General features: G+C 60.1%; 7 protein-coding genes and 1 pseudogene. 4 read left to right on the plus strand and 4 right to left on the minus strand.

The genetic code is table 11. The features are described 5' to 3' along the window. The 3 genes and pseudogenes from Q1A75_RS22150 to Q1A75_RS22160 all read right to left on the minus strand — a co-directional run. Positions 1–1,568 (minus strand): annotated as a pseudogene (locus Q1A75_RS22150) (hypothetical protein); the annotation flags it as partial. A gap of 262 nt (positions 1,569–1,830) precedes the next feature. Then, positions 1,831–3,486: a glycosyltransferase gene (locus tag Q1A75_RS22155; protein ID WP_299548460.1), complete on the minus strand. Its 1,656-nt coding sequence runs from the start codon at positions 3,484–3,486 to the stop codon at positions 1,831–1,833. Beyond that, entirely contained in the window at positions 3,483–4,568 is a 1,086-nt protein-coding gene (locus Q1A75_RS22160) for a sulfotransferase family protein (protein WP_299548463.1), read from the minus strand. The genes Q1A75_RS22155 and Q1A75_RS22160 overlap by 4 nt, the downstream gene beginning before the upstream one ends. A 368-nt stretch (positions 4,569–4,936) precedes the next feature. Between Q1A75_RS22160 and Q1A75_RS22165 the strand changes: the two genes are divergently transcribed. Next, a complete protein-coding gene (locus Q1A75_RS22165) occupies positions 4,937–9,262 on the plus strand; it encodes a hypothetical protein (RefSeq protein ID WP_299548466.1) in 4,326 nt (1,441 codons plus the stop codon). 155 nt (positions 9,263–9,417) lie between these two features. Continuing rightward, positions 9,418–10,470, plus strand: coding sequence for a DUF2793 domain-containing protein (locus tag Q1A75_RS22170; protein WP_299548469.1), 1,053 nt, complete (start codon positions 9,418–9,420; stop codon positions 10,468–10,470). Positions 10,471–10,479: 9 nt separating this feature from the next. Here the strand turns inward: Q1A75_RS22170 and Q1A75_RS22175 are convergent, their stop codons facing one another. After that, positions 10,480–11,220, minus strand: coding sequence for a hypothetical protein (locus tag Q1A75_RS22175; protein WP_299548472.1), 741 nt, complete (start codon positions 11,218–11,220; stop codon positions 10,480–10,482). A gap of 261 nt (positions 11,221–11,481) precedes the next feature. On the opposite strand from Q1A75_RS22175, the gene Q1A75_RS22180 reads away from it, so the two are divergent. Both Q1A75_RS22180 and Q1A75_RS22185 read left to right on the plus strand, forming a co-directional pair. Beyond that, entirely contained in the window at positions 11,482–12,129 is a 648-nt protein-coding gene (locus Q1A75_RS22180) for a hypothetical protein (RefSeq protein ID WP_299548475.1), read from the plus strand. A 491-nt stretch (positions 12,130–12,620) separates the two neighbouring features. Then, positions 12,621–13,508, plus strand: a complete 888-nt coding sequence (locus tag Q1A75_RS22185) for a sulfotransferase (RefSeq protein WP_299548478.1) — start codon at positions 12,621–12,623, stop codon at positions 13,506–13,508. Positions 13,509–13,643 lie beyond the last annotated feature (135 nt).

Genomic DNA, 13,643 nt, shown 5'->3' on the forward strand with positions numbered 1-13,643 from the left:
ACGCTGTCATTGCCGAACCCCCCGTCGAGACGGTCATTCCCGTCCCCACCCAAAAGCGTGTCAGCCCCCTGGTTGCCAAAGGCCCGGTCATCATCCGCCCCTCCGGCGATCGAATCCGCGCCCAAGCCACCGATCAGCGTGTCGTTGCCGGCGCCGCCGTTCAGGGTGTCACTGCCACCGAACCCGTTGAGCGTGTCGGCGTCTTCTGTGCCGTTGAACAGGTTGGGACCCGAGAGAGTGGGGACCAGCGCATCGAACCCGATCAGTTCGACATTGTTGAACAGGCTCTCGCTGCCTAGGCCGGCCAGGGCCTGCTCGGTCCAGACCACCCGCAATTCATTGTCGGCGGTCACAGCCAGCGCGCTGTCCACATAGCTTTGCCCCAGGGACAGGCCCAATGGGAAGATGCCGGTGCTTTGCAGCGCCGGGATCACCGAGCCATCTGCGTTGTAGCCACGGCCAAAGACCTCCCAGTCGCCGGTTGAGGCAAAGAACTGGCTCCAGGTGACGATGAACCCGCCCCCGTCCAGCGCCACGACGGCCGGGTTCAGATGGGTGCCCGGCAAGGGATGTGCCACAAAGGCATCCGTGCGCGCGGTGCCGTCGGCATTGTAGATACGCACCATGACGTTGCCGAAATCAGCTGTCGCGGCATCATTGGCCACATCACTCCACGCCACGACAAAACCGCCATCCTGCAAAGATGTCACCACCGGGTCAAACAGCCCCTCGGGGTTGCTGGCCACCGTCTCGGGCCCGCCCTGTGCGACACCGGTGGCATCAAAGCGCTGCAGGCGCAATTCGGTGACCGAGCCGCCCGCCACATCGTCATTGCGCCACAGAAGGACAAAACCACCATTCTCGAGCGCTGCCGTGGCCATCGCCCGCTGCTGGTTGATCTGGTCACCCAGCGCCGGGTGCAGCTCGTCCGGCAGACGGATCGCGACCGGGACCAGATCGCCGGGGGTTGCCCCATAGACCATGGCGAACATGTCAAACCCGGCATCGGCCCCGCGATAATAGCTGCCTGTCAGCACATAGCCGCCGCCGGTCAGGCCGGTCAGGGAAAAGCCATCAAAGGCCACATTGCCCAACACATCGGGCAGGTCATTCGGCCCGAGCACGTTCTGACCAAAGATCTCGGTGCCAAACCGCTCAATCGTACCTGTGCCCGGCACAAAGATGACCCCGCTGCCTTCTTCGACCTCCAGGTCTTCGATGGATGGGAGTGTGGTATAGTCCACGCTGCCGGTGATATCGTTGCCTGCCGCGTCAAACCGCAGGCCGACCAGTTCGAACCCGGTGCTCCAGGCCACGGCAAAGCCGCCATCCGCCAGAACCTCGATTTGCGCCTGTGACCCGTCACCCAGTTCAACTGCGGACCCAAGCGCATCGCCCTGCGCATCGAAGCGCTGCATATGCACCACGTCGCGCCCCGGCAAACGGGCGGTCCAGACCACCACCGTGTCGCCATTCGGCAAAATGACGATGTCTGCTTCGTTGTTGATGGAAGAGAGGGAGCCGCCGACTTCGACAGGCGGAAAGAGCGTACCGGGATTACTGGGCATGAGATAACCTTAACTGAATCTTGTAAAAAATGAATCTTGTGTAAGATGAGAGGCTTAAATCATTTTGGGCGGGCACATAACCCACCCAAAAAGGGGGGGCGCTGACGTTGGGCCAGGCCCATCACCCTACCGCCCCCAGCACCCGTAAATGCGGGGGGTCAGGGCTGTGCGGTCCAAAGACATGACCATCGGTCACGGCCCTCCGGAAACCTTGCCCTGCCGAGGCGCACAGGCGCCGGGGCGCCTTGCGCATCACACCTGCTCAGCCGTCCTGGCTGGCCTTGAGTTCCGTCGCCTCGACCTCTTCCTCGGTCATTCCGGCAAAGGGGTCATCGATGGTTTCGGCGTCAGTGACGGTGTCGGTTTCGTCCTCAACCTCGGGCGGGGCCGAGGGCATCAATGCGATGGAGCGGGCTGGTTGTGCATAGACATCCTTGAGCTCTTGCACGTGATCATCCATGGAATAGGGCGCCATGGCGTTCTTCCAGTAGTCCTCCAGCCAGACTTCACCACCCAGCATGGCCTCGATCTTCTTGACGAAGTCCTTGCTGTCACCGGCCTTGAACACGAAGTCGGGGGTGTTGCCCAGCTCTTGTGCCCCGCCCAGGTCCGATGTCAGCAGCGGGATGTGACGGGCATGCATTTCGATGGCCACTTGGGGCAGGTTGTCTTCCCACAGGACCGGGATGATCCCGAGATCGACATCCGCCAGCAATTCGTCCAGTTCGTCATGGGCATAGCCATCGGCAAACAGCACCGACGCAAAGCGGTCCGACAACCGCGTGATGCGGTCCATGGTGTGCTGGTCGATCAGCCGCGAACAAATCACCACGTTGATCTTCTCGGCGATGGCATCCGGGGCGGCCTCGAGCGTGTCGAGCAGGAAGAAGAATCCCTTGTCCTGTCGCATGTAGCCCAGATAGGCGATGGTTAGCGTCCCGTCGGGCTTTGTGAGGGTCGGTTGTGATGTGGTTTCAGCATATTTTGCCGCATGTTGGGTGCCGATATAGCTGGTCTGGATCAGGTCGGGGGCGATCCCGAACTTGCGGGCGACGACACCCACCCGATCCGACACGCACAGCACGTGATCACAATGAGTATTGATGGCTTCGACCATGGCAGCCCGCCTGCGGGCGAACTTGACATGGCTGCCCTCGACCCGGCGCAACAGGCGGCTGCCACTGGGGCCGGGAAGCGACTGGACCGCGGGCTTTGTCGCGCCTTTGCGGAAGCGCCGGTTATAGAAGCGCACGGCCCGCCCGGCAAAGCGCATCGCGGGCCCAAAGCCGCGGTCGAAGGCCTTGCTGCCCGGCCGAATCCCGCGTTTCTTGAGGTTGAAGGCCACCCCGTTGGCCAGTTCGACCACCCGCACATCATGGTGATGCGGCAGGCAGTGTTCACATTTCCTGCCCTGGTCGAAATCCACGCAGTTCTCGCGTTCCTGGTGCCACAGGTTCACCTGCGGGCAGACCGGATAGTAATTGTGCAGCGAAAAGAGCACGCGGGTTTCAGGGAAGTGTTCCTTGAGCTTCAGCACTCCGGCCGGCAGCCCTTCGAGGTTGTTGAAATGGACCACGTCGAAGGGGCCGTTCTTGTGCAGGAAGTCCAGGAACACGGCCTCGGTGTCGGCATCCGTGACCTGGCGTTCGTCCCCGAAGGAATGGTGTGCGGGCGACAAGACGCCTGAGTTCACGATTTCGAACCGCATGTTGCGATCCTCGGTTGCACCGTGTTTGACCTGTTCCCACCGTGGCGGATTCGGCAACACGTCATAGGAAATGCCCGAGGACAGGAAAGTGCACGAGATGCCTTGTTCGGCGCGCATCGCCTGGATCAAATTGCGTTGATAGACGGTGACACCACCGCCTCGCTTTTCGTCGTCTAGATAGTCGACCCAATTATAAAACAGAATTTTCATGAGGGGGATTGATCCTTGCCGCCCAATTTGGCCTCGAGAGCGGCCAGGCGCGTTTCAAGTTCGGAAATATTATAATTGTTCACCCGCTGCCGCAGCTGGATCAGCTCGGACAGGACAAAGCCCAAAAGCAGGTCGGAATTGACGTTCTGGGGATCGGGAGCGGTGGGCAGGGACGCAGCAAACGCGTCGAGGGGCAATGCGCAATCCGGAAGATCCGAGAGCCAGTCCAGCGCCTCCTGTGCCTGCGCGCGCGCCTTGCCGACGCCGTCATCGCCACCGTAGCGCACCGCGTCCTGTGCGTTCAGGTAGGTGACGGCCTGGTTGCGGATCGCGTTGATCGTGGCGCGCGGAAACTTCATGTTCTGCATCAGCCGCACAAGTTCGATCACCCGGTCATCGAAGCGGGGGTTGGGATCCCGTTCGATCTGGATGTCGCCCTCTGCCGCGGCGATGCCGACGCTCTGGCACAGATCGTGGTGCAGGGCCGCCGGGCGGTCGAGATCGCGGATATAGGGCCGGATTATCACGTTCTCGCGGCCCAGTACGGTCATCCAGGGTTCAAGCGCGCGGCGGTAGTCGTAATGGATGTCTTCGATGTCGCCATCCAGGGCCGCGCTCAGGTCAGCCACGGGAAAGTTCATCTTGATCAACTGGTTGTGCCAGGAGGCCACGTGCGAGCCCGGGTCGCGCAGGTACACGATCGCCTTCACCGTCAGGTCCGAGGGGCGCTCGCTCATGACCGTCTGCAGGATCTCGGTCGCCTTGGGGAACTGTCCGATCCGCATGAATTCTTCAGAGCTGATCAGCGTGTTCTGGCAGCGGCTGGCCCGGATGTGATCAAAGAGGTTGCCCCACATTGCGCGGGGCGGGGTCGGGTCGCGGTAGTCGAACATGATCTTTTCGACCCCTGCCGCGCGCAGGATCGAAAAGGCAAAGGCCGAGTGCTTCGAATTATGTTTCCATATGTCGGGGTATTCGAAACCTGATTTCTTCAGCAGCCTGGCACTGCGCTCAAAGAAGATCTGCAGGGCCGTTGTGCCCGTCTTGTAGTGGCCGATGTGAATGAACAGGGTCTTTGGCATAAGGCTATGTCTTTCATTCTCGGCACATTCGGGCCTGGCACGCGCGCTGGTTACTATGCGTCTGTGCCGTAACTGGCCACGAGGGTCAATATCCGCCGCTGTAGGTGTAAATGAGTGTGCTGAAATACGCTTTTCAGGGCTGCACCCTGATGCCCTGCCTTGGGTCGGCACGACCAAAAGTCGCTACATTTTGCTCCATATCCGCAACATAAAATCCCAACTTCTGACGCATTTCCCGTTCATGATGGGCCGCTGTTAACGACTGTAATCTAAAGGCTGAAAACGATGCATCCCGTGAGGGCTCCCGTGGGGACGGGCGCTGTTCACCAACGATGGATGCGCGCGGCTTAATGAGGGGAACGGCAGAAATGGCGGATATTTCCGGCACGGCGAATGATGACTTTGAAACAGGTACATCAGGGGATGATTCAATCACCCTGTTTGCCGGCGATGACACGGTCACGGGATCGGATGGAAACGACACCGTCCTGGGCGGTGGCGGCAGTGACCTGCTGAATGGCGGCACGGGCGATGACTCCTTGCGCGGCGGGGCCTCGGCGGAACAGGACACCCTGAACGGAGATGCAGGCAACGACATCCTGTGGGGCGAAGGCGGCGATGACATCCTGTCGGGCGGCGATGACAACGACACGCTGAACGGCAATGTCGGTGCCGATACCCTGGATGGGGGCAGTGGCAACGACGTCCTGTCCGGAAACGAGGACAATGACAGCCTGATCGGTGGTGCGGGTGATGACAGCCTGGCCGGCGGCGCGGGCAACGACACCCTGGACGGCGGCGATGGTTTTGACACGTTGATCGGGTCGGACGGCACCGATGTGCTGAACGGTGAGGCCGGCAACGACACCCTGCATGGTGGTACAGGCGATGACATCATCGACGGTGGTGATGGTGACGACACGCTGAATGGTGGGGATGGCAATGACAGCCTGACCGGTGGTCTGGGCTTTGACCTGCTGACCGGGAATGACGGCAATGACACGCTCATTGGGGGCGATGACGGAGACACCCTGTTTGGTGGCCTGGGCATGGACAGCCTGATGGGCGGGGCCGGCGTTGACCTGATGAACGGCAATGATGGCGACGACACGCTTTATGGCGCGGGCGGGAACGACACCCTGATCGGCGAAGGCGGGGCCGATGACCTCGAAGGCGGTGCGGGCAACGACCTGCTGTCCGGCGGTGCGGATATCGACACGCTGCTTGGCGGGGATGGCAACGACACGTTGAATGGCAACGAGGGCGGTGACCTTCTGAACGGCGGTGCGGGCAATGACACCGTGTCCGGCGGTCTGGGCAGCGATACGGTCCATGGGGGTCTGGGTGCCGATTATGTCTTTGGTGGTGCAGGTGATGACACGCTGGACGGCGGGGACGGCGACGACCCTCTGATCGGCGGTGGCCTGGGCAACGACCTGATCCGTGGCGGTGAAGGCGAGGATTTCGTCGCCGGCAACGCAGGGGACGACACCGTCTGGGGCGACGGGGGCAATGACCTTGTCTCGGGTTCTGACGGGCATGACCAGATCTTTGGCGGGGACGGCGATGACCATGTCGGCGGCAACCAGGGCGACGACTTTGTCCATGGGGGTGCGGGCAACGACTTTGTCTTTGGCGACCATGATGGCGACGTGGTCTTTGGCGGCACGGGCCAGGATTACCTCGAAGCCAACCATGGCCAGGACCGTTACAATGATGGTGGTGGTGATGACGACATGGTCATCTTTGTCTACCAGCCCGGACTGCATTTCACCGTGGCCGATATCGCCCCGCTGACGGGGCCGGATTATGGTTTTGCCGGTGCTACGGGCGGCGCGGGCGACGACGTGGTGCGCGGGGTTGACCTGGTCGGCTTCATCGATGGGGGCACCGGGAATGATCTGGTGGACGGATCCATCAGCCGCGCCCGTGTTACCGATGACAATGGCGACACGTTCGAAGTTGCAGGCGGTACCCGCATCCTGGGCGGCGCGGGCCACGACATCCTGATGGGCTCGGCCCAGGATGACACCTTCTATGGCGACCGCTCGGTCCATCTGGATCCGCGCATCGCCCAGCTTGAGGCGTTGCTGGGGGCGGCCACCAATTCGCAGCTCTGGCAGGACAACATCAACTGGATCTTTGACTTCCAGAACTCGTTGCTCAGCCAGGATATCGACATGAACGATACGGTCGAGGCCTATACGGACATCTTCGTGATCGGCCGGAACCACGACTATATCTATGGCGGGCTCGACACACCCGCGCAGGTGATCGCGAACCCGGCTGACGGCTATGACGTGATTATGGATTTTGACGCGGATCTCGACAAGTTGGACATGTCCGCCGTGGGTCGCAGCGCCGAATACCTGTTCAGCCTGATGGTGCAGGACGGGAACGATGTGACCCTGACCACAGCGCGGGGCACCGTGGTGCTGCGCGACACCCAGCTGTCGGATCTGTCCGTCGATATCTTCAATCTGGATGGCGTAAACCAGGCGGGTACCGGCCTCTTCCTGAACGAGTTCATCGATATCGGCGTGCCGGAAGAAATCGACGACACGCCGGAAGATTCCACTGTAAATATTGTTCTGGTGGGGGACACGGCCGAGGATCTTGGCCAGAGCAATGGGCATGACCATATCTGGTTTACGTCGTCCCTGCTGTTGGACACCCAGTTGGATCTTGAGGATGCGACCCAAACCCTGGGCTTTGGGGACGATGTCTATTTTGACAATCACCTGGGCAACAATATCGGGGGTAACGCAGGCCGCGACATCTTCGTGATGCTGGATGGCGATGATGAGATCCACGGCGACGACAAGGCCGACTTTGGCCTGTTCGGCAGGGGCGATGACCGGGGCGAAGGCAATCGCGGCAACGACATGCTGTGGGGCGAAGATGGCTCGGACAACCTGTCGGGCGTGTTCGGTGATGACATGCTGGACGGGGGCGCAGGCAGTGACGCGCTGACCGGCGATTTCGGCGATGACACGCTGGCGGGCGGTGCGGGCGATGACGCGCTGGACGGCGGACAGGGCGATGACCTGCTCAGGGGCGACCAGAGCTTTAGCCTGCAGGAATTCCGCGAGTGGGTGATCCTGAACTTCTACAACCTGCCATCGCTGGATGCCTATGATCCGACGATCCATTCCAATGGCTACCTGGATCTTGAGAACCTGCAGATCCGGCCCGAATTCTATGATCCGAACGTCGAAGGGTCCTGGCACGACATCATCGTTCCCGGCAGTGTCAACCTGCCCGATGGCAATGACACCCTGTTCGGTGGCTATGGCAACGACACGCTGCTGGGCAATGGCGGTGACGATCTGCTGAAAGGCGGTCAGGGCTTTGACAGCCTCGTGGGCGGGGACGGCAATGACGATCTGCAGGGCTGGTCCGGCGACGACACCATGGAAGGCGGCGCGGGCAACGACACGATCATGGGCGATGCGGGCGCCGACATGATTCTTGGTGGCAGTGGCAATGACATGGCCAGTGGCGGCACCCACAACGACACCCTTCTGGGCGAAGCAGGGCATGATACTATGGCCGGTGGCCAGGGCGATGACGAGCTGCGCGGCAACCGGGGCAATGACGTGCTGAACGGCAATGCCGGGGATGATGCCATTTATGGCATGGAAGACGATGACCGGCTGTTTGGCCAAGGGGGCAATGACAGTCTCTTTGGGTCGGTCGGCAATGACACCGTGATCGGTGGTGAAGGCCTCGATACCATCCGGGGCGGATCGGGAGAGGACAGCCTCTTTGGGTCGGCCGGAGATGATGACATCCGGGGTGGGGCCGACAACGACACCATCTCGGGTGGCGACGGGGATGACCTGTTGAGCGGGAACCGGGGCGCAGACGAGATTGCAGGCGATGCTGGCAATGACCGTATCCTGGGTCTTGAGGACAATGATGTCCTGCGCGGTGGCGCGGGCAACGACACCATCCTGTCCGGCACGGGGGATGATGTCGGCATGGGCAATGCCGGGGATGACCGCCTGTTCGGTGGTAACGGAGCCGACACGCTGAATGGCCAGGAAGACAACGACATCGTCTTTGGCGGGGCCGGTGCGGACGAAGTGCGCGGCGGCATCGGCAATGACAGTGTCACGGGCGGCGGCGAGAATGACACCGTCTATGGCGATGCAGGCGATGATAATCTCTATGGCCTGACCGGTGACGATTCCCTTCTGGGGGGCAGCGGCAATGACACGATCGAAGGGCATGAAGACAACGACATCGGCCGTGGCCAGGACGGCAATGACGTGCTGCGCGGCGGATTGGGCGAAGACACGCTTTATGGTGATGCCGGCAATGACACCCTGCTGGGCGGCGGCGGGAATGACAGCCAGTTTGGCGGCATCGGTGACGATGTCCTGAACGGGCTGACGGGCAATGATGTCCTGAACGGGGGTGCGGGGGCCGATATCTTCGTGTTCTCGGGGGCCAATTTCGGCAACGACACCATCGAGAACTTTACGGTGGCGACGGCCACGACCGAGCATGACGTCCTGCGTTTCCTGGCCAATACCGGCGAGGTGACGGACTTTGCCGGCTTTGTTGCGGCGTCAAACCAGGTGGGGTCCAACATCGTCTATGACCTGAACGACGATGGGGTGAACACGATCACCATCCGCAACACGTTCCTGGCCAACATAACGGCGGATGATTTCGACTTTGTCTGATCGGCCACAGGCCTAATGCACTGCCCGCACCACCGGCCCGTCTGACAGGCCGGTGGTGTTGCCTGGGGGGCTTGAAAGCGTGCGCAGGTGTCGGCGCTTGTTAATCTTTTGTTGGGAATGTCTCGCGCAAATCCCCTTGTTTGCGAGCCAGCCCCATGTCCGAAGTTTCCGCCATCCTGTCCTTGCCTTATCTGCAACCGTCGCAAGCGCAGAAACATGTCACGCATAACGAAGCGCTGCGGCAGCTGGATACGCTTGTGCAGTTGAGCGTCGTGGAAACCGGGGCCACGCAGCCGCCGCTCGTGCCAGCGGCGGGAGAGGTCTATGCGCTGGCTCAGGGTGCCAGCAATGCGTGGGCGGGTCAGGATGATAAACTGGCCAGCTTCGACGGTGTCGCTTGGCACTTCGTGACCCCGCTGGTTGGTTGGCGGGCCTGGGATCAGGGCGCTGATATGCTCAAGGTCTGGGATGGCAGCGCATGGGTGGCGCAGGACGCGGGCACTCAGAACCTGACGGGTGTCGGCGTCGGCACGACATCGGACACGACCAACCGCCTGGCCGTTGCTTCAGAGGCGACGCTGCTGACACATGCGGGGGCGGGCCACCAGCTCAAGGTCAACAAGTCGACCGATACCGATACTGCATCCCTGCTGTTTCAAACCGGCTTTTCGGGCCGGGCCGAGATGGGTTTGACCGGATCGGATAATTTTGCGGTGAAGGTGTCGGCGGATGGCACCATCTGGAACACCGGCTTCAGTATCAGGGGGGCCAATGCATTCATGGGGGTGGGCACGGAAGATCCCGACACCCAGCTGCACGTCAAGGGGAATGGCAACGCCGAGGTCCGGGTCGAGACCGAGAACTGGGGCACGGCCATTATAGCGGCCAAGGGGCGCCGCACCGGCAACAATGCCGAGATCGCCAAGCTGTGCTTTGTGAACCAGGAAAGCATCAAGGGCTCTGACAGCGCAGAAGCATCCATGACGGCGGTGCGCGATGGTGAAGACGGGATCGCGCTTGCGCTGACGGTCAGTGATGCTGGCACTCCGGTGACGGCCTTCACCGTTCACAAGGACGGCCACATGGACCAACTGCGCTTTGCGCCGCGGGCAGCCCCGACCGCCCCCGCCGCCGGGCAGGTCTATTTTGATGCCACAAGCGCCAAGTTGCGGTGCTATGATGGCACAAGCTGGCGGGACCTGTACTGAGCGCGTGCCTCAGGCGGTGCACAATTCCTCGAGCAGCGCGACCGCGGCATCATAGCCATCGACATGGTGCGCAATGCTGCCTGATTTCTGGCCATCACGTTCGGAAAAGGCCATGAGGCGCGGATCGTCCGCGGCGATCTCTATTCCAAGCTTTGCAGCGATGGCCGGGGCCTGCGTTTCTATCGGGGTCTCACCCAGATACAGCTCTTCGAACAGCAGCCACTGGTAGTCGATCTGACGGTTGCGCAGCAGGCTGAGCGTACGGCCGATCGTGAAATAGTCCTGGCGTACGCGGTTGCGCACCATCTGCAGATCGATCGGTGTCGCCTGCCGTGTGCCGGCAATGATCTCGGGGTAGATGTCGGCTGCCATTTCGGGGCCCCATGCCCCTGTCGATATCGCCAGCAGCAGCGACAGCATACGCCGGGCCTCGTCCCTGCGGGTCAGCACCATGAACCCGTAACCCTGGGCCTGGCAGGTGTCGATCAGCGCCCGCGTCATTTCGAGAGGGATAATCTCGACGCAATGCTTGATGTTTGGATTGCGCGCGACGGCCTGTTTCACAGCGCCCTGCATTGCGATCATATCACCCGTTTCCAGGAAATCCCTGGTGATATGTCCAAATATCCGATCCGTGTTGAACGGTTCGTGTTCAATGGTTGGAAACTGCGATACTTCCGCCAAAAAACTCGTCAGGGACGTGCCTCCCGTCCGTCTCAGAGTCAGGATCAACCAGGGTTTCTCGGTCATCTTTCGGGGCCCCTTTGATTGTATTTCTAGACTGCTGAATTACACGGCATAGGCGATATCTGCAATGCGCAGCGGCGCCCAGCATCGCGTTTTACCCGGAACGATGCCAGCGTAGGTATATCGTGCCGTTCCATCCTGCTTCTATCCAAAAATCCGCGGACATGCGCCGTGGCGATACACTGTATCTACTACGGTATTGCACCTGCAGCTTAGATGTGTACCCAAGCGGACTGAAAGTGACATGCGCAAGGGACCAGTCAAATGCTCATCGGGGTCAAGAAACGGTTTGTGTTCGTTGCCAATTCCAAAACGGCATCGACATCGATCGAACAAGCGCTTGGCAATCATGCTGAAATTATGCGTGGCGGCACAGCACAGCACAAGCACATCTACATGCGAGACGCGCTGAGCGAATATGCTTTCCTGTTCAACCAGCCGGGCTATGCCCCTGACTCGTTCTTTAGGTTTGGTGTGATGCGCGATCCGATAGACTGGATCCAGTCCTGGTATCGTTATCGTCGTGGCAACAAAGTTGCGAATCCACTGCCTGAGGATCTGAGTTTCGAAGACTTTTGGACCCGCAAGGACTGGAACATCCAACGTGCCAATGGCGCAAAGCATTTGCAGCGCGATTTCTTTATCGACACCGATGGCAAAATGTTGGTGGACTATATCATCCCTTATCATGAGATTGGTTTCCATTTCGGGGCGATCTGCGATGCGCTGGGGGTCAAGCGTTCCTTGCCCCGCAAGAATGTGAGCAAGATTCGCCGGACGGGTACCAACCTGCCTGACGACCTGCTGGCCGAAATGAGGACCTTTTACGCCGAGGACTATGCTCTGTTGGAGGGGGTCGCAGACCTGAACAGCACAGGGTCGCGTAAACTCGATACCCTTTCAGCGGCGTGATGGCGCCAATCCCAGTATGGCTGTTCCAAAGGCATCCTTCACACACCTCGATGACCCGGGCCACAAGGCAGTGCTACAATCACCCACCCCGCTGAGTTTCCGGAAAGGTTCCTGTTCATAGTGACCTATGGGCGGCCCCACGCGTTCCCAAGATACATGGACTTTATTCACAGCTATTTTCCGAAGGCATAATTCATCTTCGACACACGAAACCATACCGCTGTCGCGCGGTCGGGGTGGTGGGCCGAAATTCTGTTGGATGCGTATCTCGATACGCATCTCGGCCGCGGATGCTGCGTGCATTATGACAAATATGTCAAAAACCTTGAAATGCTCGCGTCGCTCTATGACTTTCTGGGAGAAGCACTAGATCCTGATGTCATATCGGATGTGATGTCACAGCGTCTGGAGCATACACGCAAACCTTCCAAACACCCGTCCATCACGGAAAGTGTACGGAAATAATTTTGAAAAGATAAAAGGATTTTTGGATGGAAAAAACATTTCTAATTGGCCTTGGCGCACAAAAAGCCGGGACCACCTGGGTTCATAGCTATCTCAAGGCACACCCGGAATGCGCAACCGGCAAGGTCAAGGAACTCTCTGTTCTGACGGGGTACTTCTCAAACCGGCAGGGTATGGCCCCGCGCGTGAAAATGAAGATAAACGCGCTGCGGGAGGAGCTGGACCTGTATGAGCGCAGGACCCGCAACAACAACGACAATGCCGAAGCGAACAAGCAGCTTCTCTACGCGATCGACTATCTCGCCGCGGACCACGATCTGGAGTATTACCTGAGTTATGCCCGTCGCCTGCTTGCGGACAATCCAGGGGCGAAGCTGGTCAGCGACATCACCCCTGCCTATTCAACACTGAAGCCAGAAAACATTTTGGAAACCAGGACGCTGCTGGAAGCGGAGGGGTGCCGGCCCAAGGCGCTTTTTCTGATGCGCGATCCGGTCGAGCGGTGCTATTCCGCCTTGCGTATGGGCGCCCGCAACAAGGCTTGGGCCACCAAAACGGACATTGGAACCTCCAAGGATAATTTCTTTGCGAATGCCACGGCAGACTGGTGCCAGGTCAGGACGCGGTATGAGAACATCGTCCCAGCCATCGAAGCCGCTTTTGGTGCGGAAAATTGCCTGTTCGCCTTTTACGAAACATTCATCTCGGAACCCGGTGTCCGCAGCCTGTGCGACTTCCTTGATATTTCCTATGTCGCGCCCAAGCTCGATCACAAGGTGAACGCCTCGCCGCGCACGGAAGAGCCGGATCCGGCAGAATGGGCACAGGTCCGAGAGACCTACAAAGACACGTACCAATTCTGCGCCGACAGGTTCGGCGCTGATGCGGTCGCACAGGTCTGGCCCGAGAAGTGATCAAAATCGCCGCGCGGTGAGACTGGCCACACGGCGCAAGGCCCCCAAGGGGGGCCTATGCGCCTTACACGATTGAGATATCGTCGAGCAGGCCTGCGGTGGATGTGATCCCTGTGAGCGTCAGGCTGTCGCCAT

This window comes from uncultured Tateyamaria sp., assembly GCF_947504105.1.
In the GTDB taxonomy this organism is placed as follows: Bacteria; Pseudomonadota; Alphaproteobacteria; order Rhodobacterales; family Rhodobacteraceae; genus Tateyamaria.

Coding starts and splice junctions, on each gene's coding strand:
- Q1A75_RS22160 (WP_299548463.1), bottom strand. CDS start 4,568: ATGCCAAAGACCCTGTTCATTCACATCGGCCACTACAAGACGGGCACA.
- Q1A75_RS22165 (WP_299548466.1), top strand. CDS start 4,937: ATGGCGGATATTTCCGGCACGGCGAATGATGACTTTGAAACAGGTACA.
- Q1A75_RS22155 (WP_299548460.1), bottom strand. CDS start 3,486: ATGAAAATTCTGTTTTATAATTGGGTCGACTATCTAGACGACGAAAAG.
- Q1A75_RS22170 (WP_299548469.1), top strand. CDS start 9,418: ATGTCCGAAGTTTCCGCCATCCTGTCCTTGCCTTATCTGCAACCGTCG.
- Q1A75_RS22180 (WP_299548475.1), top strand. CDS start 11,482: ATGCTCATCGGGGTCAAGAAACGGTTTGTGTTCGTTGCCAATTCCAAA.
- Q1A75_RS22185 (WP_299548478.1), top strand. CDS start 12,621: ATGGAAAAAACATTTCTAATTGGCCTTGGCGCACAAAAAGCCGGGACC.
- Q1A75_RS22175 (WP_299548472.1), bottom strand. CDS start 11,220: ATGACCGAGAAACCCTGGTTGATCCTGACTCTGAGACGGACGGGAGGC.